The organism is Phenylobacterium sp., from assembly GCF_036501465.1.
In the GTDB taxonomy this organism is placed as follows: Bacteria; Pseudomonadota; Alphaproteobacteria; order Caulobacterales; family Caulobacteraceae; genus Phenylobacterium.
Genome location: NZ_DASYAF010000030.1, coordinates 15482 through 42056 on the forward strand (window position 1 = coordinate 15482; position 26575 = coordinate 42056).

The window sequence follows — 26575 nt, forward strand, 5'->3', positions numbered from 1 at the left end:
CCCTTTCAAGGGGTCGGGCGCGCGAAATCCATTCCGCTGAAACCTCGGATCGCGATTAACATCCCGGCCACGCTCGGTTCCCGCTCTTGCGGGGCGCGGAGGTTTGGGTGGGCCCTTTCGAATATCTGCTGGCGTTCATCGCCGTCATCCTCGGCCTGGCGGTCAGCGATCTGGCGATCAGCCTGCATCGGCTGCTGAGCGCAGGCGCACGGGTGCGTTGGGATGCGCTCGCACCGTTGGCGGCGATCGTCGCCTTCCTGAAGATCCTCACCCAGTGGTGGAGCTGGTTCGGCACCGCCCAGATCGCGCGTGGCCTGACCTTCGAGATGTTCCTCGGCATCGTCAGCGCGACGGTGATGATGTTCCTCCTGGCCGCCGCGGCCCTGCCGGACGAGACGCCGCACGGGGGGCCCATCGATCTCGCCGCCCACTTCCAGGCGGTGCGCCGGCGCTTCTGGCTGCTGTTCGCTGGCGAGACCGTGCTGATGACCGCCGTCGACATCTGGGCGCAGGTCGCCGTGGCGCACCGCCGGTTCGACCCGCTCACCCTGGCCTCGCCGGTCTCCGTGCTGATCGTGCTGTCCGTCATCCTGGCCTTCGTGAAGACCCGCTGGATTCAGGGCGTCGCCCTGTTGCTGCTGATCGGCCTCTACCTCGCCAACTCGGCGGGCCGGCCTCTAGCCGGCTAGCCTGCGCTCGACCCGCTCACGCCACAGCGCGATCAGCGGCGTGACGCCGAGCTCCATGACCAGCGGCAGGGCGACGGCGGGCGGAAAGCCGGTGACCGACACCGCGCCGGCCAGCCGCGCCAGGCCGCCGATCACCACGATCGCCGCAAGGCCCCGCACGATGGTCCCGCGCCGCTCGATGGTCGGGATGGCGATCCAGAAGGTCAGGCCGACGCCCAGCAGCAGGCCGGAGAGATAGCGCGCGTTGCTCGTCGAGAGCGCGCCCTCGGTGCTCATGTGGCCCAGCACGCCCCACAGGCCGCCGCCGACCGGGACGATCCCCGCGATGGCGATGACGGCCTGCAGCAGGCGGCGCTCGGCGGCTGGGGTCAATCGAACAGCGACGGCTGTGCCGTGGCGGCCTGGGCCTTCGCGGGCTTCGCCGGCGGCGGCTGCACGAAGGCCGCGCCCTCGATGGTCAGCAGCTTCAGCTTGGTGTTCACCCCGCCGCGTGCGGAAAAGCCGCCGGGCTTGCCGCCCGCCGCCGTCACCCGGTGGCAGGGCACCACGATCGGCCAGGGGTTCTGGCCCAGCGCCGCGCCGACATCGCGGGCCAAGAGCTTGTCGCCCAGCTGCTGGGCGATCTCGCCATAGGTGATGGTCTGGCCCGGCGGCACGGCGCGGGCGATCTCATAGACGCGGGCGTTGAATTCCGGCACGCGCTCGATCTCGATCGGCACGCCGGTCAGGTCGACGGGCTCGCCCTCCATCAGGGCCCGGATGCGGGCGATGGCGTCCAGCACATAAGGCGGCGGCGCGCCTTCGACGATCTCCGGGAAGCGGCGGCGGAAGCTCCTGGCCGCGACCTCCGCCGTGGCGTCCGGCAGGTGGGCGGCGACGAGGCCGCTCTCGCCCCAGGCCAAACCGGCCCAGCCGATGGCGGTCTCGAAGAGGGTGTATTGGGTCATGGGATGAATATAGGCCCGTTCGCCGCCATTGCTGGCGGTTTTCGGACATAGATGCGGGCTGGTGGACCGAGGCCCCCGCGGCGCGGGCCGTCAGGCCGCGACGGATTCTTCGGCCGCCTCGCCGCCCGTCGCGGCGATGATCGCGGCGAACAGCTCACCCACCCGGATCGGCTTGGCGACCACGGCGTTCATCCCCGCCGCGCGATAGCCTTCCGACTGGTGGGTCATGGCATTGGCGGTGAGCGCCAGGATCGGGGTCGGCGGCCGGCCGGTCTCGGCCTCGCGGCGGCGGATCTCCCGCGTCGCGGTCGGGCCGTCCATCACCGGCATCTGGACGTCCATCAGGATCACGTCCCACTCGCCGCCTTCCCAGGCCTCGACCGCCTCGGCGCCGTTCTCCACCACGGTCGGCTCGATGCCGGCCTGGCCCAGCAGGGTCTTCAGCACCAGCTGGTTCACATGGTTGTCCTCGGCCGCCAGGATGCGCAGCGGCTGGTCGCCGATCTCCGCCTGCTCCGCCGCCGCGGGCGCGGCGCGCGCGTCGCCGATCCGCTCCAGCGGCAGGTCGACGATGAAGGTCGAGCCCTCGCCTTCCTGGCTCTGGGCGCTGACCTCGCCGCCCATGGCCTCGCAGAGCTCGCGGCAGATCGCCAGGCCCAGCCCGGTGCCGCCGTACTTGCGGGTCGTCGACGAGTCGGCCTGGACGAACTTCTCGAACAGCCGCCCGATCCGTTCGGCCGGAATGCCGACCCCGGTGTCGCTGACCACGAAGCGCACCCGGCCGTCCTGGCGCGTGACGTTGATGCCGACCGCGCCCTCGGAGGTGAACTTCAGCGCATTGGAGACCAGGTTCGACAGCACCTGGCGCAGGCGCACGCTGTCGCCGCGATAGAGCCCGCCGGCGTCGATCCCCATCTCGAGGTTGAGCTCGACTTCCTTCTTGTCGGCGACGGCGACGAAGCCGGCGTGGGTGGTCATCACCAGCTGTTCGAGGTCGAACTCCACCGCTTCCAGCTCAAGCTTGCCGGCCTCGATCTTCGACAGGTCGAGGATGTCGTTGAGGATCGCCAGCAGGCTTTCCCCGGACTGGCCGATGATGGTCAGGCGCTCGCGCTGCTCCGGCGACAGCTCGCCGTGCTGCATGGCCTGCACCATGCCCAGCACGCCGTTCATCGGCGTGCGGATCTCGTGGCTCATGATCGCCAGGAACTCGCTCTTCGCTCGGTTAGCGGCCTCGGCGGCCTCCTTGGCGAGCCGTTCGTGCTCGATCTGGGTCTGGTGCTCCATCTGGCGGGCCGCGGCCTCGCGCTGGCGCGCCTCGACGGTGTCGCGCATCCGCAGGGTGTCGCGCATCAGGCGCGCGAACTCGCCCTGCCCCACCACCTGGACGGCCGCGCCCGAGACGCCGGCCTCGACCTCCCGGACGACCGCCCGGGCGCGGGCCAGCGCGACCAGCACGCTGCGCGACAGGAAAAAGGCCAGCACGCCGCTGGCCATGACCGTCGGCACGAGGATCAGGATGATCAAGTCGTGGCCGTGGGCGGCGAACTCGCGGATCTGCAGCCGGCCGGTGAGGACGACGTTGGTCTGGTCGTCGACGGCGTCCTGCAGGCTGGCGTCCACCGCCGCCAGGCCGGCCCGGCTCGGGCCGCGCTCCAGCACCGCGTGCATGGCGGCCGAGGCCTTCGCCACGCCGGAACGCACCTGCGGATCGGCGGCCCGGGCGCGGTAGCCGTCGATGTCGGTGGCGAGCTTGCGGGTCTTCCGGGCGACCACCGCCTCCGACCCGGGCTTCGCCTCGGCGATCAGCTGGATCAGGGACTTCAGGTCGAGGTGGGTGACGCGCATGTCGTCGAGCGTGGCGACGGCGGTTTCGTCGAACCGGTCGCGGGCGTCGCTGAAGATGCGGTACTGGTTGGCGCTGTAGAGCCCGGCGGCCACCGACAGCGCCAGGATCGCGCCACAGGCCGCCGCCAGCTGGACGCTGAGCGGCACCCGGTTGACCAGCCGGTTGGCGCTGGGCGCGGCCAGCATCCGCTCCATCACCGACACCCTGCGGACGTAGCGGTTGAACACCACCGCGCCCAGGTGGACGCCGATCAGGCCGATCAGGCCATAGGCGGTCCAGCGGTGCGCGAGCTTCAGGGCGACGCCCTGGGCTTCGGTGAAGGCGCCGATCGGCGGCAGCGGGATGAGGCCCGCCACGAGCACCTGGTCGCCGCGCGACCAGGCCGACAGCACCCCCAGGATCGGCTGCAGCAGCAGCAGGGCCCAGAAGCCGCCATGGACCAGGCGCGCGGCCACGGTCTGCCAGCGCGGCCAGCCGGCCGGCGAGCGCGGCGGCGAGAGCCTCAGGCCCAGCGCCAGGCGGGCCACGATCATCAGCCCGATCACCGTGCCGCTGGCCCGGTGGATGCTGAGGACGACGTTGGCGTACTCGACCGTCTGAAGCCGGCGCAGCACGAAGATCAGGGCGATCTGCAGGCAGATCGTCAGCGCCAGCGTCCAGTGCAGGACCTGCAAGGCGCGCGGATAGCGGGCCGCGCCCATGCGTCCGGACGCGCTCGCCGGCTCGGAAGCGGCGGGCGAGGTCATTCGACCGTCACCGTCATGCGCATGTTCGGGTGGATGCCGCAGCTCACCTTGTAGACGCCGGTCTTGACCAGCGGGACCTTGAACGGCTGGCCCGGCTTCTGCAGGCCGCTGTTCAGGGTGAAGCCCGCGCCGCTGACCGTGATGTTGTGCGAGGTGTCGTCGCTGTTGGTGAACTCGACGGAATCGCCCTTGGAGATCGTCAGCTCACGGACGCTGAACTTCAGGTTCTTCTGGTCGACGGTGAACACCGTGGCCGCCCAGGCGGCGGTGGCCAGCGCGATCACCGCGGCGCCGCCCAGGACCGCATAGGCCTTGAGCGCCAGGTCGGCGTGGCGGCGGGCGCGGGCCAGGCTCATCGTTTCACCAGCCCGCCGAACGGCGCGAAGGCCAGGTTCACGCCGATGAACAGGGTGTTGTTGGCGTTCGCCCGCGCGGTCGCGCCGTTGAAGCGGGTGTAGCCTACATAGCGCGCGTTCAGCCGCAGGTTGGCCCAGGGGATCGAGGGGCTCTTCTTGCCGAACGGCGCATAGGACAGCTCGACCACATAGCCGTCCGTGTTGGGGCTGCCGTTGGCGGTCTTGAAGAACTTGGGGTCGGTCGAGCCGGAGGTGTGGAACCACTCGACCGCCGGGGTCCAGGTGTCGGCGAAGCTGTAGATGACGTCGGCGCGGATGGTGTCGAGATAGTCGGCCGCCGCCGTCTTGGCGGTGATCCGCGCCGCGTCGAGCTGGTCTTCCTCGTGGATCCAGGTGGCGTGGGCGGCCACGAAATGGCGCTTGGAGCCGATGTACTGGTAGGTCGCGTCGAAGCCGAGATCGCTGAGCCCGTCCGTCCCCGCGGTCTGGATGTCGCCGGGGAAGCGGTCGGCATGCAGGCCGTAGGCGCCGACCTCCCAATAGTGGGTGTCGGCGAAGCTGTGCTGCGCGGCGAGCCGCCAATAGGGGATCTGGCCCTGGTAGCGGTCGGCGGTGGCCGGCGTCGCCAGGCCGGCCCGGTTCAGCAGGTTGCGGTCCAGCTGGCCGTAGTCGGCGAACTCCGTATAGAGCCAGTCGTCCCACATGGCGAAGAACCCGGCCCCGGCCACCCGGCCCGAGAGCTTCCCGTCGATCAGGCTCGCGGCGGCCGGCGAGGCGGCGAAGGCCGAGGTCGCCGCGTTGAATTCGAACACCGGCGTGGAATTCCACAGATCCTGCAGGCCGGGGCGGTTGTTCAGCTCCGCGCCCCAGATCAGGTCCTTGCCGCCGGCGAAGCTGGAGGTGAAGGCGCGGCGGAAATCGACGCGGGAGACCGCATACTTCCTGCGCACCGGGTCATAGGTGACCTCCGACAGGGTGCCGATTCCCCAGCCCACCTTGCCCGCATAGGCCAGCAGCGCGCTGGTGACGGCGGAATTGTCGTTGGTCGCATAGTGCGCCAGGGCCGGCCGGTCGGCCTGGGTCTCGGTGAACGAGCCGGTGACCAGGGCCGCGATCGGCGGCAGGGTGTTGGCGCCGTCGCCGCTGACATAGCCGAACAGCTTGAAGTCGCGGCCATAGGGCTTCAGTTGCGGGCCATAGGCCCCGACGTGGCAGCTCGCGCAGGGCTCGCCGGTCTGCTGGGCGAAGCTGGGAAGCGCCGCGGCCGGGCGCACGCAGAACATCGCCGCGAACGCGACGGCCAGGGCTGCCACGAGGATCGAAAGCTGGAAGGACCTCGCGGACTTCGCAACACGATCACCGACAGGCGCTTCAGCGCGCAAAACATACATACTTCAGGAAGTCCGCCCTTGAGGCCATTCAGGCCCGTATCGCTGTAAATTAGGCGGGACGGCGAAAAAAACGGTTAACACAGATATCAAGATATCCGAGCTTCAAACCGGAAATCCCTGTGTTTTTACTGGGTTCGAACAACAACGATTGGTTGTGTGCGATTTTGTCGCGGCCCGCTTCGGCGCTATACTCGAAACTATTGGCCAAGTCCTTCGCGGGCGCATCGCAATCCCGCGTCTCACCTTCTATCAAATGACGCGTTTTCAAAAGCTTACGATGCGCGGATTTTGCCGCGCCTGGGCTCCGCTCCGGGGTCTGCGGCGCCCGTCGCGCCGGGAAGCCGGTGTGCTATGAGGCGGCGATGAGCGCCGATCCCCTCGACCTGGCCGCCGCCCTGCACGTGCTCGGACGGGAAGCCGACGCCGAGGCGCTCTATCGCCAGGCCCTGGCCGCCCGTCCCGACGATCGGCGCGCGCGCAACAACCTGCTGGCCCTGCTGCGCATGGGCGGCCGGCGGGACGAGGCCGAGGCCCTGCTGCGCGACGGCGTCGCGCGGCGCCCGGACGACCGGGACCTGCGGCTGCGGCTGGCCACGACCCTGCTCGCCGCCGGCCGATACGCCGAAGGCTGGCCGCTCTATGAGGCGCGCCGCGGCGCCGCCGGGCCGGACGGCGTCAGCCTGCCGATGCTGAGCCTGCCGGAATGGCGCGGCGAGGCCGTGGGCTCGCTGCTGGTCTGGCCCGAGGGCGGCTACGGCGAGATGATCCAGTTCGCCCGCTTCCTGGCGCCCCTCGCCGCGCGAGGGATCGCCGCGACCCTGCTCTGCCCGCCCCGGCTCGCGGGCCTGTTCCAGGCCGCGGGGCTTTCGGCGCTGGCCATGGAGGACGGCGTCCAGGCGCCGGACTGCCAGGCCTGGACGCCCCTGGGCTCGCTGCCGCTGCGGCTCGGCGTGACGCTCGAAGCCTTGCCGCCACCGCTCGCGATCCGCGCCGAGCCCGTGCGCCCGCCGGGTGGGGTCGGCGTCGTGGGCAAGGGGTTCGAAGCCTGGCGCGACGACCCCGGTCGCGCCCTGCCCGACCCCTTCGTCCAGGCGTTGATGACGCTGCCCGCGGCGGTCTCGCTCGACCCGGCCGACACCGGCGCGTTCGACCTGGGTGACGCCGCCGCGATCGTCGCCGGCCTCGACCACGTCATCACGGTGGACGCTGCGGTCGCCCACCTGGCTGGGTCGATGGGCAAGCCGGTCTCGCTGCTGCTGCCCTTCGTCGGCGCGAACTGGCGCTGGCTGAACGAACGGACTGACAGCCCCTGGTATCCGAGCCTGCGCATCTACCGCCAGTCGGCCGCCGCCCGCTGGCCCGCGGTGCTGGACCAGATGCTGGCCGACCTGGGTGAGGCCGTCTTCCGGCCGGCCGCCGGCGGCCAGGCGCCGGCCATCGAGATCGCGGTCGCCAAACCTTCGCCGCCGCCGCTTCCGAAGGCGACCCCGGCGTCGGCCCCCGCCGCGCCGCCATCCGTCAAGGAGCGCTCGGTCTGGATCGTCTCCTACAACAACCACGGCAACTTCGGAGATCGGCTCGGCCCACAGCTGCTGAACGGCCTGCTGCCGCCGAACGCGCGGGTGACCCACCTGCACCACAAGCCGTGGGACGCGCCTCCCGAGGGCGCGCCGGACCTGTTGATCGTCGGCGCCGGCGGCAGCCTGTTCACCCAGCTCCTGACCCCCGAACTCCTGGCCCTGGTCGAGCGCGCGCCGCAGGCCATCGGCCTCTTCGGGACCCAGTACCGCGAGAACCTCGACCGCGCCGCGCTCGATCGGCTGCTGGGCGGGCTCTCGGCCTGGTGGGCGCGCTATGAGGAGGACGCCCTGCTCTACGGCCAGGGCCGCACGAACGTCCGCCACATGGGCGACTTCCTGGTCGACGCCTTCCCGATGAGCCGCTGGACCATCGACGCCGAGCTGGAGGTGGGCGCCGAGGTGGCCGGCAACGCGCCGCTGGACCGGATGATCGAGCGCATCCAGGCCTACCGCCGGGTCCGCTCGGGCCGCATGCACCCGCTGCTCTGCGCGCTCACATCCGCCGACCAGGCAGCCTATGCCGAGCAGTACGAGGACGCGGGCGGCGTGGCCTCCGGCAAGTTCCGCTCCATGCTGGTCGACATCTTCGGCGCCGAGCAGCCGGCCGGCGCCCTGTGGGACGTTGATCGGGCCGCGGTCGGCGCCTACAAGGCCAAGGTGCGCGCGAACCTCGCCGAACTGCGGGCCGACCTGGCGCGGCGGCTGGCCTCATGACGCAAGCAGGCGACAAACCGGGCGGCGGCGGCGAGGCCGGGCGGCGCAAGGCGGTCATCGACAAGGGCGAGACCGACCGCGCGCGCTGGACCGACCCGGCCCAGCTCGATCCCGCCTGGGACGGCCGCGCGGCCCTGGCCGCCCAGCACATCCCGCGCGGCGCGACGGTGCTCGACCTCGGCTGCGGGGCCATGGCCCTGGAGCGCGTCCTGCCCGAGGGCTGCCGCTACATTCCCTGCGACCTCGCCCAGCGCGACGAACGCACCATCGTCTGCGACTTCAACGCCGGCGAGTTCCCGGCCGGCGTGGCCGCCGACCTGGTCACCGTGCTGGGCGTCGTCGAATACCTCTATGACGCGCCGGCCTTCCTGAAGCGGCTGCGCGGGCTCGGGCGGACCGTGGTCATGAGCTATTGCGTGGCCGGTGGGCGCGGCCCGGCCGACCGCCGCGCGCTGGGCTGGGTCAACGACTTCACCCAGGACCAGCTGATCGGCCTGCTGAGCGCCGCGGGCTTCGCGCGGATCACCGGGCGCGAGATCAACCCGGGCCAGTTCCTGCTGCGCCTGACCACCGAGCCGGTCCGCGTGACGCCGGAGCGCGACGTCTGGGTGGTGAGCTACGCCAGCCTGCCCAACTTCGGCGACCGCCTGGGCGTCCAGCTCCTGCCGTCCCTCCTGCCCGACAACGCGCGGGTGACCCATGTCGACCTGGGGGCTCTGGACGCCGCGCCAACCGGCAAACCCGACCTGATGATCCTCGGCCTCGGCAACAGCCTGTTCCAGCCGTTGCTCACCGACGAGCTTTCGCGCCTCATCGACCGCGCCGGCCGCACCGTCGGCGTCTTCGGGACCCAGTACCGGGCGAGCCTCGACGCGGCGCGCCTGGGCGCCGTCCTCGACCGGCTGGAGAGCTGGTGGGCGCGCTCGGAAGAGGACCTGCTGCTCTACGGCGCCGGCCGCGCCAACATGCGCCACCTCGGCGACTGGCTGATCGAGGCCTTCCCGCTCGCCCGCTGGACCCGCGACGAGACCCTGGAGGTGGGGGCCGAGGCCCTCTCCGACGCCCCGCTCGACCGCCTAATCGCCCGCTACCAGCAGAGCCGCCGCGTGGTCTCGCCCAGATTGCACCCGCTGCTCTGCGCCATGACCGCCGCCGAAGAAGTCGCCTATGTGGAACAGGTCGGCGCCGACGGCGGCGAGGCCTCGTCCGGCAAGTTCCGCAGCCTGCTCCTCGACCTGTTCGGCCGCGACCTGCCCGAACGCCAGATGATCCCCGTCGAGCGCGATGCGGTCCGGATCTACAAGGCCAAGGTGCGCCGCAACGTCGAGGCGCTCCGGGCGGAGCTCAGCCGCATCCTCGCGTGACCATCAGCTGTCATCCCGGAAAGCGCGCAGCGCTTGTCCGGGACCCATGGACTCCGAGGTGCAAGAAGGCGTGCGGCGGCGACGCTGCATCCCATCCCGAAGCGCGTCGTCGATGGGCCCCGGTCTTCGCCTGCTGCGAAACCGGGATGACACGCTGGGGTGACACGCGCTCTCCGGCTTAAATCTCATGCCGGCCAGTCTGCCTTGGGGCCTCGGCTTCTCCGCCGACACCGGCTTCGCCGGCCGCATCGCGGCGCGCCATGGGCGGGTCCTTGACAAGCCGAGGCCCCAAGGCTCGCATCCACCATGAGGTTTAAGGCGGGGTGGCGTCTGACGATGCCTCGTGAAGAGATCAAACGACCATGAGCACTGAGACGCCCCGATTTGGTTCAACCGTCCTCTCGGTGTCCTTGAAAGAGTTGGACATGATCTACTGCGCTCTCAATGAGGTCTGCTACGGCGGGCATATCCCAAGATCGGAAATCCATACCCGTCTGGGATGTCCGCCCGAAGCGCTGCTAGAGTTGATGGAGCGCGTGAACGCGCTGAGCGAGGCGGTGACAAAGTCTTCCCTTCCTTGACGCTCCACCCCTCTTAGGCGCATAAGCCCGCCCTTCCGGCGCCAACCTCGGTCAGCGCCCTCCACCGCCACGACCCCCATCACCATATGGGACGAGGGCGGCGAGGCCCCCCGTCCACGCAATCGTGCACGGGGGTCGACTGCGTTTGGGCTTTAGAGGATCGAATGTTCGACGCTCTGACAGATCGGCTCTCCAGCGTCTTTGACCGCCTCAGCGGCAAGGGCGTGCTGTCCGAGAAGGATGTCGATGAGGCCCTGCGCGAGGTCCGCGTGGCCCTGCTCGAGGCCGACGTCGCCCTGCCGGTGGTCCGCGACTTCATCGCCAAGGCCAAGGAGGCCGCCACCGGCGAGGCGGTGATCCGCTCCGTCCGCCCCGCCGACCAGGTGGTGAAGATCACCTATGACGGCCTGGTGGAGATGCTTGGCGGCACGGACGAACCGCCCGGCCTGAACCTGTCGCTGAACCCGCCGACCGTCATCCTGATGGCCGGCCTGCAGGGCTCGGGCAAGACCACCACCGCGGGCAAGCTGGCGCTGAAGCTCGGCAAGGAACGCAAGCGCGTCCTGCTGGCCTCGCTCGACACGCGCCGCCCCGCCGCCATGGAGCAGCTCGCGACGCTGGCCAAGCTCGCCGAGGTCGACAGCCTGCCGATCGTCGCCGGCCAGGCCGCGCCGGACATCGCCAGGCGCGCGCTGCAATCGGCGAAGCTGCAGGGCTTCGACGTGGTCATCCTCGACACCGCCGGGCGCACCACCCTCGACGAGGCGATGATGAGCGAGGCGGCCGAGATCGCCCGCATCGCCAACCCGTCCGAGACCCTGCTGGTCGCCGACGCGCTGACCGGCCAGGACGCGGTGCGCACCGCCAAGGCCTTCCACGAGCGCCTGCCGCTCACCGGCCTGATCCTCACCCGCGCCGACGGCGATGGCCGCGGCGGCGCCGCGCTCTCCATGCGCGAGGTCACCGGCCTGCCGATCAAGTTCCTGGGCGTGTCCGAGAAGATCGACGGCCTGGAGGTCTTCGACGCCGCGCGGGTGGCCGGGCGCATCCTGGGCCAGGGCGACGTCGTCGCCCTCGTCGAAAAAGCCACCCAGGAGCTGGACGTCGCCAAGGCCGAGGCCATGGCCAAGAAGCTGGCCAAGGGCCAGTTCGACCTCGACATGATGGCCGAGCAGCTTCAGCAGATGAAGCGCATGGGCGGCATGGAGGGCCTGATGGGCATGTTGCCCGGGGTCCAGAAGATCAAAAAGCAGATCGCCGAAGCCAACATCAACGACAGGATGATCGACCGCCAGGCGGCGATCATCTCCTCCATGACCAAGGAGGAGCGCAGGAAGCCGGACATCCTGGCCGCCTCGCGCAAGCGCCGCATCGCCGCCGGCTCCGGCGTCGACGTGTCCGAGATCAATCGCCTGCTGAAACAGCACCGCCAGATGGCCGACGCCTTCAAGATGATGAGCCGCGGCGGCGGCAAGGGCTTCGCCCAGATGGCCCAGATGCTGGGCGGCATGGGCGGCCCCGGCGGCGGCGGCATGAACCGCCTGAAAAACCTCGGCGGCGGCAAGATGCCGATGCCGTCGGAGAAAGAGATGGAGGAGATGGCCGCCAAGCTGCAGAGCGGCGATCTCAAGCTTCCTGGAAACCTGCCAGGCCTGGGCGGCGGCGGCCTGCCCCCCGGCTTCAACCCCTTCAAGAAATAACTTTCAGACCCCAAACCGCTTTCATCTCAAGGACCAAGACCAATGCTGAAGATCCGTCTCGCCCGTGGCGGCGCCAAGAAGCGCCCCTACTACTCGATCGTCGTCGCCGACAGCCACAGCCCGCGCGACGGCCGCTTCATCGAGAAGGTGGGCGCCTATGATCCGCTGCTGAAGAAGGACGACCCGAACCGCGTGACCCTGAAGGTCGAGCGCATCCAGGAGTGGATGAGCAAGGGCGCCCAGCCCACCGACCGCGTGGCCCGCGAACTGGCCAAGCAGGGCGTCGGGACCTGGACCAACAGCAACAACCCGAAGAAGGGCGAGCCGGGCCAGAAGGCCAAGGAGCGCGTCGAGGAAAAGGCCCAGCGCGAGGCCGACCGCGCCCAGGCCCTGGAAGACGCCAAGAACGCCCCGCCGGCGCCCGAGCCGGAAGTGGTGGAAGAGGCGCCCGCTGCCGAGGCCGTGGCCGTGGCCGAGGAAGCGCCGGCCGAAGCCGCCGCGGAAGAGGCTCCGGCCGCTGAAGCCGCCGCTGAGGAAGCGCCGGCTGCTGAGGAAGCTCCGGCTGCTGAGGAAGCTCCGGCTGCCGAAGAAGCCCCGGCGACCGAGGAACCCGCCGCCGAAGCGCCTGCCGAGGAGGCCCCGGCCGCCGAGGCCAGTGAAGCCTCGGAAGGCTAACCTCACTCCGCTCATCCCGGCGAAGGCCGGGACCCATACGGCGCTTCAGCCTGGGCCCCGGCTCTCGCCGGGGTGAGCGGGATTGGTGGAGACGTCGTGGCTGAAAAGCCTTCAGACCTGATCCTCGTCGGCCGCGTCGCCGGCGCCTTTGGCGTCAAGGGCGAGGTGCGCATCACCAGCTTCACGGCCGAGCCGCTGGCGCTGGTCGGCTACAAGACCCTGCTGCGTGAGGATGGCCAGGTCGGCCTCACCCTGACCGGCGGCCGCGCGGCCAAGGGCGGCGTCGTGGCCCGCGCCCAGGAAGTCGCCACCCGCGAGGAGGCCGAGGCCTTCCGCGGCCTCAAGCTCCACGTTCCCCGCTCGATACTGCCCGAGCCGAACGAGGACGAATTCTACATCCATGACCTGATCGGGATGGATGTGGTCAGCCTGGAGGGCGACCTGCTGGGGACCGTGAAGTCCGTGCGCGACTTCGGCGCCGGCGACCTCCTGGAAGTGGCGCCCACCACCGGCGAAGCCTGGTGGCTCCCCTTCACCCGCGAGGCCGTCCCCGAGGTGCAGATGGACGCCGGCCGCATCGTCGCGGTGCGGCCCGATGAGGTGGAGTAGCCGAAGCCCTCACGGCTTCGGCGGCGCGCCCGGATCCTCGTCGTCCTTGTGGACATGTTCCCACGGCGGCGGTGGCGGCGGATCCAGCTTGAAGAACGGCACGAACAGCAGCAGCGCGATGCCCAGCCCGGGGTTCTTGCGCCCGACCTTGCGCCCGAAGACATGCCCGGCCCACATGATCGACGGCGCGATTACCACCAGGGCGGCGAGCGCCAGCAGCCATTGCAGATAGACCGGCATCGCCGCGCCCCTTAGCCAAGCTCGGGCTCAGATGGGGTCGGGCGCTCAGATTGCCAAACGCGCCAAGCAAGCCCCCGACCGGCGCTATTTCTTCCGCATCCGGATCAACCCTTCCTGCGCCACGCTGGCCACCAGGGTCCCGTCTTCCCGGAAGATCGAGCCGCGGATGAAGCCGCGCCCGCCGGACGCCGACGGGCTGTCCTGCGAATAGAGGTGCCAGTCGTTGAAGTTGGTCGGCTTGTGGAACCACATGGCGTGGTCGAGGCTGGCCGAATGGAAGCCCGGCGTCTGCCAGTGGACCTTGTGCGGCCGCATGGCGGTGGACAGCAGGTTCATGTCCGAGGCGTAGGCCATGATCACCTGGTGCATGTGCTGGTCCTCGCCGATCGGCTCGCGGCAGCGGAACCAGACGTTGCTCTCCGGGTCCTTGGCCTCGCCGCCCTGGAAGTAGCTGCGCGCGTCCAGCGAACGCATCTCGATGGGCCGCGGGCGCGACATCCAGCGCTTTGCCTCCTCCGGCAGGTCCTTCATCCGGGCCATGGCCTCGCGCTGCATCTCCGCCTCGTCCGGCAGATCGTTCCAGCGCTTCACGGCCGGCATGTCCGCCTGGTGCTCGAAGCCGTCCTCCAGGGCCATGAACGAGGCGGCGAGGTTGAAGATCTGCTGGCCGCGCTGGATGGCGATCACGCGCCGCGTGGTGAAGCTGCCGCCGTCGCGGCTGCGATCCACCTCGAAGACGATGGGGATGGTCGGGTCGCCGGGCCGGATGAAGTAGCAGTGCAGCGAGTGGCAGATGCGCGCTTCCACCGTCTCATAGGCCGCCAGCAGCGACTGGCCGATCACCTGGCCGCCGAAGATCCGGCCCGGCGAATTGTCCGCCGTCGTGCCGCGGAACAGGTTCACCTCCAGCCGCTCGAGCTGCAGGGTCTCGATCAGGTTCTCGGTGGGGATTTCGCCGGCGGTCGTCTTGCTCATCGGCGCCGCTTACGCCCGGCCCGCCCGGCCCACAAGGCTTGTCCCGGCTTCCGCCGGGATGAGCGGAGGCCGGTGAAACCTTGACGCGGGCCGCGGCGGCCCCCCTTAGACGCCCCATGCCGTTCGACTGCACCGTCATGACCATGTTCCCGGAGGCCTTCCCCGGGCCGCTGGGCGTCTCGCTGATCGGGACCGCCTGGCGCGAGCAGGGGCTTTGGTCCTTGGAAACCCTGGACATTCGGACCTTTTCCAAGGATAAGCGCGGCTTCCTCGACGACACCCCCGCGGGTGGCGGTCCTGGACAGGTGATGCGGGCGGACACGATCGCCTCGGCGCTGGACAGCGTCGAGCGGCGCGAACGTCCGCTTTTGTACATGAGCGCCCGGGGCCGGCCCCTGACCCAGGCGCGCGTTCGTGAGTGGGCCGCGGGTCCAGGACTGATCGTCCTGTGCGGGCGGTTCGAGGGGGTGGATCAGCGGGTGCTCGACGCCCGTGGGTTCGAGGAGGTCGCGGTTGGCGACGCGGTCCTGGCCGGTGGCGAGGCGGCGGCGCTGGTGGCGATCGAGGCTTGCGTACGGCTGGTGCCCGGTGTGTTGGGCCAGGCCGAAAGCCTCACCGAAGAAAGCTTCGAGGACGGGCTCCTCGAGCATCCGCAGTACACCAGGCCGCGGACGTTCGAAGGGCTCGGCATCCCCGAGGTCCTGCTGGGCGGCAACCATTCCGAGGTTCGGAAATGGCGGCAAGGCCAGCGGGAAGAGACCACGCGGGAGCGGCGTCCGGACTTGTGGGCGCGGCGAACCGCCAATCAACAGGCAAAGGGCGATTGAAGCCCAGTAAGGACGAAGACCATGAACATGATCGAGACCCTCGAGAAGGAAGAGGCTGACCGCCTTCTCGCCAACCGCAAGATCCCCGAGTTCCAGCCCGGCGACACCGTGCGCGTCAACGTGCGCATCAAGGAAGGCGAGCGCGAGCGCGTCCAGGCCTACGAAGGCGTCTGCATCGCCCGCGGCGGCCAGGGGATCAACGAGAGCTTCACCGTGCGCAAGATCAGCTTCGGGGAAGGCGTCGAACGCCTGTTCCCGGTGATGAGCCCGATGATCGAGTCGATCGAGGTGAAGCGCCGCGGCGTCGTGCGCCGCGCCAAGCTCTATTACCTGCGCGACCGCCGCGGGAAGTCGGCCCGCATCGCCGAACGCGCCATGGGCGCCCGCACCGAGGCCGCCGGGGAGACCGAGGAAGCCTGAGGCCCCTCGACCTCACGGAATTCGAACCGGCGGCCGCAGCGATGCGGCCGCCGTTTTCGTTTGCGCGACGCCGCGGCAGGCCGTCTTGATCGGCGTGAAGTGACACGCGGGGTGCAGCTATGGCGGCGAAGATCGGGCGGACCCTGGCGGACTCCACGCCCGAGTGGCCGCCGGGCCCGCGCAAGCCCGCCACCGCGCCCAACATCCTGGTGGTGCTGTTCGACGACGTCGGCTTCTCCGACTTCGGCTGCTACGGCTCGCCGATCAGGACGCCCACTATCGACGCCCTGGCCGCTGAGGGCGTGCGGCTGAACGGCTTCCACACCACCGCCATGTGCTCGACCACCCGCGCGGCGCTGCTGACCGGGCGCAACCACCATTCGGTGGGCGTGGGCTGCCTGGCCAACTTCGACTCAGGCTTCCCCGGCTACCGCGGCAAGATCGCCAGGACGGCCGCGACCCTGCCGGAGATGCTCAGGCCCCACGGCTACCGGAACTACATGCTGGGCAAGTGGCATGTGACGTCGCTGACCGAGACCGGGCCGACCGGGCCGTTCGACGGCTGGCCGCTGGGCCGCGGCTTCGACCGCTACTACGGCTTCATGGACGCCGAGACCGACCAGTATTCGCCCGAGCTGGTGCGCGACAACACCCCGGTCGAACAGCCGAAGAGCTATGCGCAAGGCTACCACCTGACCGCCGACCTCGTGGACCAGTCGATCCGCTACCTGGCCGACCACCAGGCCAATGCGCCGGACACCCCCTGGCTCCTGTGGTTCGCGCCCGGCGCCTGCCACGCGCCGCACCAGGCGCCCAAGGCCGTCATCGAAAGCTACGACGCGGTCTTCACCGAGGGCTGGGACGTGGAGCGCGAACGGCGCCTGGCCCGGCAGAAGGCGATGGGGATCGTGCCGGCCGACACCGACCTGCCGGCGCGTAACGACGGGGTGAGGCCCTGGGCCGAGTGCTCGGCCGACGAACGGCGGGTCTACACCCGCCTGCAGGCCGCCTTCGCCGGCATGCTGGACCACACCGACCGCGAACTCGCCCGCCTGGTGGCCTTCCTGGAGGAGACCGGCCAGCGCGAGGACACCCTGATCATGGTGATGTCCGATAATGGCGCCAGCCAGGAGGGCGGCTTCCACGGCTTCGTCAACGCCATGGGCCCCTACAACGGCAAGTCCGAGCCGATCGAGGAGAAGCTGGCGCGCCTGGGCGACATCGGCGGGCCGGACAGCCACGCCAACTTCCCGCACGGCTGGGCGATGGCGTCGAACACGCCCTTGCGCCGCTACAAGCAGAACACCCACGGCGGCGGCATCCGCGACCCGCTGGTCATCGCCTGGCCCAGGGGGATCGCGCGGAAGGGCGAGGTGGTGGAAGGCTTCGCCCACGCCTGCGACCTGGTCCCGACCCTGCTGGAGATCCTGGGCGTCGAGCCGCCGGCCAGCGTCAATGGCGTCGCTCAGCAACCGCTGGAGGGCGAAAGCTTCTGGCCGCGCCTCCAGGGCAGCGGCGCGCCGGACCGTGCGCGGCCACAGTATTTCGAGATGTTCGGCCACCGGGGCCTCTGGCAGGCCGGCTGGAAGGCGGTGGCCTTCCATCCGCCGGGCGAACCCTTCGAGGCCGACAAATGGGAGCTGTTCCACCTCGACCGCGACTTCTCCGAAGCCCACGACCTCGCCGCCGACCAGCCGGAGCGGCTGAAGGCGCTGGTCGACCTCTGGTGGCGGGAGGCTGAGGCCCATCAGGTGCTGCCGCTGGACGACCGCTTCGCCCCGCGCTTCGCCGAGAACGTGCTCCGCAACTCCGGCGCGCGCAAGCAATACGTCTTCCATGCCGGCATGGGCCACCTGCCGACCGATGTGGCGCCGGACGTGCGCAGCCGCTCCTACCGCATCGAGGCCGAGGTCATCGTGCCCACAGGCGGGGCCGACGGCGTGCTGATCGCCCACGGCGACGCCACCAGCGGCTACAGCCTCTATGTGCAGGACGAGCGGTTGAAGCACACCCTCAACATCGGGGGCTTGAAGATGACCGTGACCAGCGCGGCGCCCATCGCGCCGGGGCCCCATCGCCTGGGCGTGGCGGCGCGCAAGACCAAGGCAGGCCGCCGCTTCACGCTGACGGTCGACGGCAAGGCGGCGGGGTCCGTGGACTCCACGCTCGGCTTCGCCACCCTGATCTCCTGGTCGGGCCTCGACATCGGCCGCGACCGCGGCAGCCCGGTGGCCGACTACGCCGCGCCCTTCGCCTACGCCGGGCTGCTGAAGAAGGTCACCGTCACCATGGACCCGGACCAGGCGCTGGACGGCGAGGCGGTGGGCGAGACCGAGATGGCCCGCCAGTAGGCGCCGTCAGGCCCCTTCCAGGAACTGCGGCAGGCCGTCGTCGATCACCACCCAGTCAAGCTTGCGGCTGACCCAGATGTGCGATCCCGGCGCGAGCGCCCCGGGCTCGTCCAGCGTCGCCAGCGAGACCGCCAGATAGGGCGCGTCATTGGGCTCGGCGAACACCGGCGTCCCGCAGCGGGCGCAGGCCTGCCGGACCAGCCGGTGCGATGAGGCCCAGGCCGTCGTCTCGCCGGAGCGCTCCACCGCCTGCGCCGGGAACAGGATGCGCGCGAAATAGGGGCCGCCGGTCGCGCGCTGGCAGTTTCGGCAGTGGCAGAGCCTGACGTTCTCCGGCGCGGCGGACGCGCGCCAGCGGACCTGGCCGCACTGGCACCCTCCGGCATAGGGCGGCCCACTCACGCGCAGCGGCTCTCGCGGACGTAGGCGGTCATGCCCTCGACCAGGTGGTCGAACATCAGGCGCATGCGCCGGCTGCCGCGCAGGTTCTCGTGCATGACGATCCAGCAGCCCATGGTGAAGAAGTCGAAGTTCGGGATCACCCGCACCAGGCCGTAGCGCTGCGCCAGGCCCGTCTGGACGACCCCGATGCCGAAGCCGGCCCGCACCGCCGCCGTCTGGGCCAGGTCGCTGTCCGAGCGGAAGGTGAACAGCTCGCGGCTGACCGGCATGTTGATGCCCGGCACGTCGCGGATGCTGACCCCGCTGTCGAAGCCGATGATGGTGTGGTCCTTGAACTGCTCCATCATCTGGGGCGTGCCGTGCCGCTCGAGGTATTCGGCGGTGGCGTAGAAGCCCAGGACGATCTCGCCGACCTTCTTGGCGACCAGCGAGCTCTGGCTGGGCGGCGTCATGCGCACGGCGATGTCGGCCTCGCGGCGCGACAGGTCGTCGTTGTAGTTGGACAGCTTCAGCTCGATGACCACGCCGGGGTGCTGCTCGCGGAAGCTGGTGAGCATCGGCGGCAGGACCTCGACGCCCACCATCTCGCTGGCCGAGACCCGGATCGAGCCGACCAGGGAGTTGGCCGCGCCGGAGGCGTCGCGCACCGCCGCCGAGGCGGCCGCCGACATGTCGTGCAGGTGCGGCTTCAGCTCCAGCGCCAGGTCGGTGGGCTGCAGGCCGCGCGGGCTGCGCAGGAAGAGCGGCGAGCCCAGGCGCTGTTCGAGCGCCTCGATATGGCGGCCCAGCGTCGGCTGGGTCAGGCCGCGCAGGCGCGCCGCCGCGGACAGGGTGCCGGCCTCCAGCACCGCGTGCAGGCTTTGGAACAGATCCCAGTCGTTCGGCCCTGGCATGCGCTGACGAATATCCCCATTCGCGGCGTGGACAATTACGTTTGGGGTCAAGGGCGGCTTTGCAAGGGCCGCGGGGCAGGAAATTGCGCCGCACACCGGAAAATGCGGCGCCGCAGCACTAGACGTGCGCGGGTGGGCGGACCTACATGCCGCCCATGCCCGGCCAAAGCTCCTCCTCAGGCAAGACCCTCTACGACAAGATCTGGGACGCCCATGTCGTGACCCAGCAGGACGGCGAGGCGATCCTCTACATCGACCTGCACCTGATCCACGAGGTGACCTCGCCCCAGGCCTTCGCCGGGCTTCGGACCCACCATCGCAAGGTGCGCCGCCCCGACCGCACCCTGGCTGTGGCCGACCACAATGTTCCCACCGAGGGCCAGGCCAAGGGCGTCGAGGCCGTCGAGGACGACGAGGCGCGGCTGCAGCTCCAGACGCTCGCCCGTAACGTCAAGGACGCCGGGATCGAGTTCTTCCCCATGGGCGATATCAGGAACGGCATCGTCCATGTGGTCGGCCCCGAGCAGGGGCGCACCCAGCCGGGCATGACCATCGTCTGCGGCGATAGCCACACCTCGACCCACGGCGCGTTCGGGGCGCTCGCCCACGGCATCGGCACCTCGGAGGTCGAGCACGTCCTGGCCACCCAGACCCTGCGCCAGGCCAAGGGGAAGAACTTCCGCGTCAACATCGAGGGCGAGCCGATCCCGGGCGTCGGCGCCAAGGACTATGCCCTGGCGGTGATCGGGGCGATCGGCACGGCCGGCGGCGCCGGCTACGTCATCGAATACGCGGGCTCGGCGGTGCGCGCGCTCTCCATGGAAGGGCGCATGACGCTCTGCAACCTGACCATCGAGGCCGGCGCGCGCGCGGGGCTGGTGGCCCCAGACGAGACCACCTTCGAATATCTCAAGGGCCGCCCCGCCACGCCCAAGGGCGGCGCCTGGGAAATGGCCCTGAACTATTGGAAGGGCTTCTTCAGCGACGAGACCGCCCACTGGGACCGCGAGATCACCCTCGACGCCGGCGCCATCGCGCCCCTGGTCACCTGGGGCACCAGCCCCGAGGACGTGATCGCCGTCACCGACACCGTGCCCGCGCCGGAGAGTTTCGCGAGCCCCGACAAGCGCGCCTCGGCCGAGCGCGCGCTGGACTACATGGGCCTGGAAGCCGGCCAGCCGATCACCGAGGCCACGGTCGACGTGGTGTTCATCGGCTCCTGCACCAACAGCCGCATCGAGGACCTGCGGGTGGCGGCGAAGGTCGCGGAAGGCCGGCATGTGGCCTCCCACGTCCGGGCCATGGTGGTGCCGGGCTCGGGCCTGGTGCGCGAGCAGGCCGAGGCCGAGGGCCTGGACGCGATCTTCACCGCCGCCGGCTTCGAATGGCGCGAGCCGGGCTGCTCCATGTGCCTGGCCATGAACCCCGACAAGGTGCCGCCGGGCCAGCGCTGCGCGTCCACCTCCAACCGCAACTTCGAAGGCCGCCAGGGCCGCGGCGGGCGCACCCATCTGATGAGCCCGATCATGGCCGCCGCCGCCGCCATCAAGGGCCATATCGCCGACGTCAGGGAATTCTTCCTGTGATCACCGGGCTGGACCACATCGCCATCGCGGTCCGCGACTTCGCCGCCGCCGTGGACGGCTATCGCCGCCTGCTGGGCCGCGAACCCGACTTCGCGCCGCGCGAGGGGGCGGACCGGGCCTGGTTCCGGTTCCCGAACGTGGCGCTGGAGGTGATCGCGCCCTCAAATGGTGGAAAGGGCGGCGACGGGCCGGCCGGCGAGCGGGTCCGCGCCCGGCTGGACGCCGCCGGGGAAGGGATCTGGCTGGCCGCCTTCGCGGTGGAGGACGTGGCCAAGGCCTCGCGCCTGTTCGCCCGCCGCGGCCTCGCGGTCGAACCGGCCGGGGCGCTGGCGCGGGTCAGCGCCGCCGGCCTCGACTTCGTGCTGGCGAGCGCCCACAGCGCCATCGCCTCGAAGCCGCTGGGCGACCCGGCCTCGGACATCGACGGGCTGGACCACATCGTGGTCGGCACGCCCAATCCGGAGCGTGCGCTGGGCCTCTATGGCGCGAAGTTCGGCCTCGACCTGCGGCTCGACCGGACCAACGAGCAGTGGGGGGCGCGGCAACTCTTCTTCCGCTGCGGCGAGGCGGTGTTCGAGGTGGGCGCCAGCCTGAAGGCGCCGGTGAGCGATGATCCTGACCGCTTCGGCGGCCTGGCCTGGCGGGTGAGCGACCCGCAGGCGGCCCGCGCCCGCATCGCCGCCGCGGGCTTCGACGTCTCGGAGCTGCGCGCCGGCCGCAAGCCCGGCTCTCACGTCTTCACCGTGCGCGACGCGCCGGGCGGCGCGCCGACCCTAATGATCCAGCAGACCCCACAGATGGAGGCCGCGTGATGGACGCCTTCACCCGTCTGGACGCCAAGATCGCGCCGCTGCCGCTGGCCAACATCGACACCGACCAGATCATCCCCAAGCAGTTCCTCAAGACCGTGGAGCGCGAGGGCCTGGCCAAGGGGCTGTTCTACGACCTGCGCTTCGACGCCGAGGGCCGCGAAAAGCCCGACTTCGTGCTGAACCGGCCGGAGTACAGGGGCGTGGGCGTGCTGGTGGCCGGCGACAACTTCGGCTGCGGATCGAGCCGCGAGCACGCGCCCTGGGCGCTGATGGACTTCGGGATCCGCTGCGTGGTCTCCACCAGCTTCGCCGACATCTTCTACAACAACTGCTTCCAGAACGGCCTGCTGCCCGTGGTGCTGCCGGCCGAGCAGGTGCAGGCGCTGATGGCCGAGGCCAAGGGCGGCAACCACCTGGTGACGGTCGACCTGGAAGCCCAGACCCTGGTCTCACCCTCCGGCCAGACCTTCCATTTCGAGATCGATCCGGTGCGCAAGGCCAAGATGCTGAACGGCCTGGATTCCATCGGCGAGACCCTGCAGGCGTCGGGCGACATCGACCTCTATGAGATGAAGCGCGCGCTCGCCCAGCCTTGGCTGGAAGAGGCATGAGCAAACACGCATGCGAAACGTCATGGCCGGGCTTGTCTCGGCCATCCATACGCGCAGGTGGCTCAGGGATAAGCGCGGCTTCGACACATCCGTCTCACCCGCAAATGGCGGTGTTCATGGGTGGCCGGGACAAGCCCGGCCATGACGGTTGAAAAGTCTTTGAGTCATCGATCGAGGCTGGAGGACGCATGAGCATCATCATCGCGGGCACGGTGCGCGTGCCCACCGATCAATTGGACGCCCTGCGGCCGCACCAGCTGCGCATGCTCGCCGCCAGCCGCGCGGAAGACGGCTGCCTTACCTACAGCTACGGCGAGGACGTGGCCGAGCCCGGCCTGATCCGGGTGTTCGAGGTCTGGCGCGACCAGGCGGCGATCGAGGCCCACTTCCAGGCCGATCACATGAAGGTCTGGCGGGCGGCCTGCGCCGAGCACGGGGTTTCCGATCGCAAACTCTTCGCCTACGAGACCGCCTCGGAACGCGCGCTCTAGATCAAAGGCCTTCCCATGACCGACCTTCTGCTCCTGCCCGGCGACGGGATCGGGCCTGAAGTCACCGCCGAGGTGCGCCGCCTCGCGAGCCGCCTGGCCAACGACCTGAAGGTCGACGAGCGACCGTTCGGCGGGTCGAGCTACGACGAACTCGGCACGCCGCTTTCCGACGAGACCCTCGCTGAGGCCAAGGCCGCCAAGGCGGTGCTGATGGGCGCCGTCGGCGGGCCGAAGTGGGCCGACGCGCCGCGCGACAAGCGCCCGGAGGCCGGCCTGCTCGGCCTGCGCGCCGGTATGGGGGTGTTCGCGAATCTGAGGCCCGCGCTGTGTTTCCAGCCGCTGGCCGGGGCCTCCACCCTGAAGCGCGAGGTGATCGAGGGCCTCGACCTGATGATCGTGCGCGAGCTGACCGGCGGGGTCTATTTCGGCAAGCCGCGCGGCATCGAAGACCTGCCTGGCGGCGGCCGGCGCGGCGTCGACACCCAGGTCTACACCACCGAAGAGATCGAGCGGATCGCGCGCGTCGCCTTCGAGCTGGCGCGCGGCCGCAGGAACAAGGTCCACTCGGCCGAGAAGTCCAACGTCATGGAGACCGGCCTGCTGTGGCGCCAGGTGGTCACCGACCTGCACCGGCGCGACTACGCCGACGTCGCTTTGGAACACATCCTGGCCGACAACGCCGCCATGCAACTGGTGAAGAACCCCAAGCAGTTCGACGTGCTGGTTACCGACAACCTGTTCGGCGACATCCTGTCGGACGAGGCCGCCCAGCTCACCGGCTCGCTCGGCATGCTGCCCTCGGCCGCCCTGGGCGCGCCGGGGACGCCGGGGCTCTACGAGCCGATCCACGGCTCGGCGCCGGACATCGCCGGCCAGGGCATCGCCAACCCGCTGGCCGCCATCCTCTCGTTCGAGATGGCGCTGCGCTGGTCGCTGGACCGCGCCGACCTCGCCGACAGGCTGTTCGCCGCGGTCGGCAAGGCGCTGGAAAAGGGCGCTCGCACCCCCGACCTGGGCGGGGCCCTCACCACCGTCCAGATGGCTGACGCGGTGCTGGCGGAGCTGTAGGCGACGCGAGCTAGGACGGCGCCTTCCACGCCAGGTGGCTGTGGGTTGCCGATGTCCGCAGCGGGTGGAAAGCGGAATCTCCTCTCCCAAGCGCGGCAGCGCTGTGGGAGAGGAGCAAACGTCCGCAACGGGTCGAACGCGGACCCCGGGAAACGGCCCCTCATCAGAGGGACCCCCGTCCTTAGCTTCCAGGGATGATGCGCGCCGTGGATTTAAGGCTCAGACTGACGGCTCGCGCCTTCCACGGCCCTAAAGCCTCAACCGCCACGTCTCGCTGACCTCCATCGCGCCGAACTCGTCGTGCTCCCAGGTCTCGACGATCTCGAACCCCTGGGCGGCGTAGATCCTGCGCGCCGCGGTCAGCACCGCATGCGTCCAAAGCACGATCTCGCGGTAGCCGGCTTCGCGAGAGAAACGCACGCATTCCTCGACCAACCGCCGTCCAAGCCCTGTCCCGCGCGCGCTGGGTTCGAGCATCAGCAGGCGCAGGCGCGCGGTCTCTGGCGCCGTGTCCTTGACGATGAACACGCACCCGACCCGCTCGCCCGCCCGCTCGGCGATCCAGCAATGTTCGCGGTCCGGATCGAAGTGCTCCAGGAAGTCGGCGCAGACCCGGGCCGTCACCGCCTCGATCCCCGGACCCCAGCCGTACTCGCGGCCGTAGATCACCCCGTGGCGCTCGGTGATCCAGCCCATGTCGCCAGGCGCATGGCCGCGCAGCACGATGGGCGCGGGCGGACGCTCGCCCGGCGTCAGCAGGTCCTGCGCGGTCTCCAGGGCGTCCACCAGGCTGCGCCGCTCCTGCGCCGACAGCCCGCCGATCAACTGCTCGGCCAGCGCCGCCGAACTCTGGTTGAAGCCGGCGAACATCGCCGCGCCATCCGGCGTCAGCGACAGCTCGATGGAGCGGCCGTCGGTGGCCGAACGCCGCCGCGCCACCAGGCCGTCACGCTCCAGCTTGCCGACGATGCGGCTGAGCTGGCCGGCGTCCATGCGGGTGATTTCGCCGATCCGCTTCGGCGTGACGCCCTCGCCCCCTCCTGGGCCCGTCGCGATCTCGTAGAGCACCCGGCCCTCGGCCACGCCGTAGGGGCTGCCCAGGTATCGCCGGTCCAGCACCCCGATGGCCGAGGTGTAGAAGCGGTTGAAGCGCCGGACGGCGGTGACCGGGTGCGTGCCTTCGGACATGACGGGGGACCTCCCGCCCCGAGGTGACGGCATATAGTTGATAGAGTCAACTATTCCGCAACAGCACCGTCCGAGCGGCCTCGATGGTCCGCGCCACGTCCTCGTCCGTCGTGCGCCAGTTGCAGACGCTGATCCGCATGCAGCGGCGGCCCTGGAAGGTGACCCCGCCGAAGAAGGCCTCGCCCGAGGCGCAGATGGCGGCGATCGTCTCGTCGGTATGGCGGTCGTGATCGGCGTCCGTGGCGCCGGCCGCGGGCGAGCGGAACCGAACCACGCCCTGGTTCAGGGTCGGCCGCACCATCACCTCGACGCCGGGCAGGCCGCCCAGGCCGTCGACCAGCACCTGCGCCAGGCGGCAGGTGCGCGCCACCAGCCCGGCCACGCCGTCGCGGCCCAGCTCGCGGATCGCCGCATAGACCGGGAAGCCCCGCGCCCGGCGCGAGAACTCCGGGTTCCAGTCGATCTGGTCGCGCGCCGCGCCGCCGGCCGGCAGGTAGCTGGTCGACAGCGTCATGGCCGCGCGATGGGCGGCGGCGTCGCGCACGATGGCGAGCCCGGAGTCGTAGGGCACGTTCAGATATTTGTGGCAGTCGGTGGTCCAGCTGTCGCAGAGCTCGATGCCGTGGGCCAGGTCGCGGTGCGCCGGACTGGTCCGCGCCCAGAGGCCGAAGGCGCCGTCCACATGGGTCCAGGCCCCGGCGGCCCGCGCCATCGGCGCCAGCGCCGCGAACGGGTCGAAGGCGCCGCGGTTCAGCTCGCCCGCCTGCAGCGCCACGATGGTCGGCGTCCGCGAGGCCGACAGGGCCGCGCCCAGCGCCTCGGGCGAGACCTGGCCGTCCGTGGTCGCCAGCGGCTCGATGTTGTCCGAGCCCAGGCCCATGAACCGCACCGCGCGGTCCACCGAGCCGTGGCGCTCGGCGTTGGCCAGGATGCGGATCGGCGGGCTCCCCGCCAGCCCCTTGGCCTCCACGTCCCAGCCCGCGCCCTTCAGCACCGCGTGGCGCGCGGCCGCCAGGCAGGTGGCGTGCGCCATCTGGGTGCCGGTGACGAAGCCGAGGCTGACCTCCTCCGGCAGGCCGAACAGGGCCTTCAGCCAGCCCGCCGCCACCTCCTCGACCACCGAGGCGGCCGGGCCGCAGGCGTGGATGCCGGCGTTCTGGTCCCAGACCGTGGTCAGCCAGTCGGCGGCCATGGCCGAGGGCGCGCCGCCGCCGATCACCCAGGCGAAAAAGCGTCCACCCTGCGAGCCCAGGATGCCGCCTTCGGTGTCGGCCACCAGCTCGTCGATCACCTGGGCCGCATCGACGCCCCGGTCCGCCAGCGGGCGGCCCAGCCGCGCGCGCATCTCGGCCAGCGTCGCCGTGGTCGCCACCGGGCGGGCGTCCAGTCCGTCGAGCCAGGCCAGGGCATGCTCCGCGGCGCGCAGCAGCAGGTCGCGTTCGGAATCTGTGTTCGGCATCGGCCCTCCAGGCGCGCGACATGGGGTGTCGGCAGTGGCCGCGTCAACGGG

General features: G+C 70.4%; 26 protein-coding genes. 15 read left to right on the plus strand and 11 right to left on the minus strand.

Annotation, left to right across the window (positions count from 1 at the left end):
• Positions 1 to 107: 107 nt before the first annotated feature.
• A complete protein-coding gene (locus VGL85_RS03020; RefSeq protein ID WP_331585837.1) occupies positions 108 to 689 on the plus strand; it encodes a hypothetical protein in 582 nt (193 codons plus the stop codon).
• Here the strand turns inward: VGL85_RS03020 and VGL85_RS03025 are convergent.
• The 5 genes from VGL85_RS03025 to VGL85_RS03045 all read right to left on the minus strand — a co-directional run bounded on the left by VGL85_RS03025 (position 678) and on the right by VGL85_RS03045 (position 5900).
• Positions 678 to 1061, minus strand: coding sequence for a DUF4345 family protein (locus VGL85_RS03025; RefSeq protein WP_331585839.1), 384 nt, complete (start codon positions 1059 to 1061; stop codon positions 678 to 680). The genes VGL85_RS03020 and VGL85_RS03025 overlap by 12 nt on opposite strands.
• Positions 1058 to 1636 carry a methylated-DNA--[protein]-cysteine S-methyltransferase gene (locus VGL85_RS03030; protein WP_331585841.1) on the minus strand — a complete coding sequence of 193 codons (579 nt, stop codon included), beginning with the start codon at positions 1634 to 1636 and terminating at the stop codon, positions 1058 to 1060. Before VGL85_RS03030 ends, VGL85_RS03025 begins: the two co-directional genes overlap by 4 nt.
• A gap of 90 nt (positions 1637 to 1726) precedes the next feature.
• Complete coding sequence (locus VGL85_RS03035) at positions 1727 to 4231, minus strand: ATP-binding protein (RefSeq protein WP_331585843.1); 2505 nt, start codon at positions 4229 to 4231, stop codon at positions 1727 to 1729.
• Positions 4228 to 4587, minus strand: a complete 360-nt coding sequence (locus tag VGL85_RS03040) for a cupredoxin domain-containing protein (RefSeq protein ID WP_331585845.1) — start codon at positions 4585 to 4587, stop codon at positions 4228 to 4230. The genes VGL85_RS03035 and VGL85_RS03040 overlap by 4 nt, the downstream gene beginning before the upstream one ends.
• Positions 4584 to 5900, minus strand: a complete 1317-nt coding sequence (locus VGL85_RS03045) for a hypothetical protein (protein WP_331585847.1) — start codon at positions 5898 to 5900, stop codon at positions 4584 to 4586. Before VGL85_RS03045 ends, VGL85_RS03040 begins: the two co-directional genes overlap by 4 nt.
• Positions 5901 to 6340: 440 nt before the next feature.
• Between VGL85_RS03045 and VGL85_RS03050 the strand changes: the two genes are divergently transcribed.
• The 6 genes from VGL85_RS03050 to rimM all read left to right on the plus strand — a co-directional run bounded on the left by VGL85_RS03050 (position 6341) and on the right by rimM (position 13201).
• On the plus strand, positions 6341 to 8272 hold the full coding sequence (locus VGL85_RS03050) for a tetratricopeptide repeat protein (protein ID WP_331585849.1): 1932 nt from the start codon (positions 6341 to 6343) through the stop codon (positions 8270 to 8272).
• Positions 8269 to 9636: a hypothetical protein gene (locus VGL85_RS03055; RefSeq protein ID WP_331585851.1), complete on the plus strand. Its 1368-nt coding sequence runs from the start codon at positions 8269 to 8271 to the stop codon at positions 9634 to 9636. The genes VGL85_RS03050 and VGL85_RS03055 overlap by 4 nt, the downstream gene beginning before the upstream one ends.
• Positions 9637 to 9998: 362 nt before the next feature.
• Entirely contained in the window at positions 9999 to 10217 is a 219-nt protein-coding gene (locus VGL85_RS03060) for a hypothetical protein (RefSeq protein ID WP_331585853.1), read from the plus strand.
• 164 nt (positions 10218 to 10381) lie between these two features.
• Entirely contained in the window at positions 10382 to 11917 is a 1536-nt protein-coding gene (gene ffh, locus VGL85_RS03065) for a signal recognition particle protein (RefSeq protein WP_331585855.1), read from the plus strand.
• Positions 11918 to 11959: 42 nt separating this feature from the next.
• Complete coding sequence (gene rpsP, locus VGL85_RS03070; protein WP_331585857.1) at positions 11960 to 12592, plus strand: 30S ribosomal protein S16; 633 nt, start codon at positions 11960 to 11962, stop codon at positions 12590 to 12592.
• A gap of 96 nt (positions 12593 to 12688) precedes the next feature.
• Positions 12689 to 13201, plus strand: coding sequence for a ribosome maturation factor RimM (gene rimM, locus VGL85_RS03075; RefSeq protein WP_331585859.1), 513 nt, complete (start codon positions 12689 to 12691; stop codon positions 13199 to 13201).
• Between the two features lie 9 nt (positions 13202 to 13210).
• Here the strand turns inward: rimM and VGL85_RS03080 are convergent, their stop codons facing one another.
• Both VGL85_RS03080 and VGL85_RS03085 read right to left on the minus strand, forming a co-directional pair.
• The gene (locus tag VGL85_RS03080; protein ID WP_331585861.1) at positions 13211 to 13441 is read right to left on the minus strand and encodes a hypothetical protein; all 231 of its coding nucleotides are present in this window, start codon (positions 13439 to 13441) and stop codon (positions 13211 to 13213) included.
• A gap of 84 nt (positions 13442 to 13525) precedes the next feature.
• Complete coding sequence (locus tag VGL85_RS03085; RefSeq protein WP_331585863.1) at positions 13526 to 14416, minus strand: acyl-CoA thioesterase II; 891 nt, start codon at positions 14414 to 14416, stop codon at positions 13526 to 13528.
• A 116-nt stretch (positions 14417 to 14532) separates the two neighbouring features.
• Here VGL85_RS03085 and trmD point away from each other — a divergent pair, with 116 nt between their 5' ends.
• The 3 genes from trmD (at position 14533) to VGL85_RS03100 (ending at position 18014) form a co-directional block, all read left to right on the plus strand.
• The gene (gene trmD / locus VGL85_RS03090) at positions 14533 to 15243 is read left to right on the plus strand and encodes a tRNA (guanosine(37)-N1)-methyltransferase TrmD (RefSeq protein WP_331585865.1); all 711 of its coding nucleotides are present in this window, start codon (positions 14533 to 14535) and stop codon (positions 15241 to 15243) included.
• Between the two features lie 21 nt (positions 15244 to 15264).
• Positions 15265 to 15663 carry a 50S ribosomal protein L19 gene (gene rplS, locus VGL85_RS03095; RefSeq protein WP_331585867.1) on the plus strand — a complete coding sequence of 133 codons (399 nt, stop codon included), beginning with the start codon at positions 15265 to 15267 and terminating at the stop codon, positions 15661 to 15663.
• A gap of 119 nt (positions 15664 to 15782) precedes the next feature.
• On the plus strand, positions 15783 to 18014 hold the full coding sequence (locus tag VGL85_RS03100; protein ID WP_331585869.1) for an arylsulfatase: 2232 nt from the start codon (positions 15783 to 15785) through the stop codon (positions 18012 to 18014).
• 6 nt (positions 18015 to 18020) lie between these two features.
• Here the strand turns inward: VGL85_RS03100 and VGL85_RS03105 are convergent, their stop codons facing one another.
• On the minus strand, positions 18021 to 18416 hold the full coding sequence (locus VGL85_RS03105; protein ID WP_331585871.1) for a GFA family protein: 396 nt from the start codon (positions 18414 to 18416) through the stop codon (positions 18021 to 18023).
• Entirely contained in the window at positions 18413 to 19309 is an 897-nt protein-coding gene (locus VGL85_RS03110; protein ID WP_331585873.1) for a LysR family transcriptional regulator, read from the minus strand. The genes VGL85_RS03105 and VGL85_RS03110 overlap by 4 nt, the downstream gene beginning before the upstream one ends.
• A 155-nt stretch (positions 19310 to 19464) precedes the next feature.
• Between VGL85_RS03110 and leuC the strand changes: the two genes are divergently transcribed.
• The 5 genes from leuC to leuB all read left to right on the plus strand — a co-directional run bounded on the left by leuC (position 19465) and on the right by leuB (position 23877).
• The gene (gene leuC / locus VGL85_RS03115; protein ID WP_331585875.1) at positions 19465 to 20895 is read left to right on the plus strand and encodes a 3-isopropylmalate dehydratase large subunit; all 1431 of its coding nucleotides are present in this window, start codon (positions 19465 to 19467) and stop codon (positions 20893 to 20895) included.
• Positions 20892 to 21707 carry a VOC family protein gene (locus VGL85_RS03120; RefSeq protein WP_331585877.1) on the plus strand — a complete coding sequence of 272 codons (816 nt, stop codon included), beginning with the start codon at positions 20892 to 20894 and terminating at the stop codon, positions 21705 to 21707. Before leuC ends, VGL85_RS03120 begins: the two co-directional genes overlap by 4 nt.
• Positions 21707 to 22318, plus strand: coding sequence for a 3-isopropylmalate dehydratase small subunit (gene leuD / locus VGL85_RS03125; RefSeq protein ID WP_331585879.1), 612 nt, complete (start codon positions 21707 to 21709; stop codon positions 22316 to 22318). Before VGL85_RS03120 ends, leuD begins: the two co-directional genes overlap by 1 nt.
• 188 nt (positions 22319 to 22506) lie before the next feature.
• On the plus strand, positions 22507 to 22809 hold the full coding sequence (locus VGL85_RS03130) for a putative quinol monooxygenase (protein ID WP_331585881.1): 303 nt from the start codon (positions 22507 to 22509) through the stop codon (positions 22807 to 22809).
• Between the two features lie 15 nt (positions 22810 to 22824).
• Entirely contained in the window at positions 22825 to 23877 is a 1053-nt protein-coding gene (gene leuB / locus VGL85_RS03135) for a 3-isopropylmalate dehydrogenase (protein ID WP_331585883.1), read from the plus strand.
• Positions 23878 to 24126: 249 nt separating this feature from the next.
• Here the strand turns inward: leuB and VGL85_RS03140 are convergent, their stop codons facing one another.
• Positions 24127 to 25065, minus strand: a complete 939-nt coding sequence (locus VGL85_RS03140; protein ID WP_331585885.1) for a bifunctional helix-turn-helix transcriptional regulator/GNAT family N-acetyltransferase — start codon at positions 25063 to 25065, stop codon at positions 24127 to 24129.
• Positions 25066 to 25111: 46 nt separating this feature from the next.
• Complete coding sequence (locus VGL85_RS03145) at positions 25112 to 26524, minus strand: pyridoxal phosphate-dependent decarboxylase family protein (RefSeq protein WP_331585887.1); 1413 nt, start codon at positions 26522 to 26524, stop codon at positions 25112 to 25114.
• Positions 26525 to 26575: the final 51 nt, after the last annotated feature.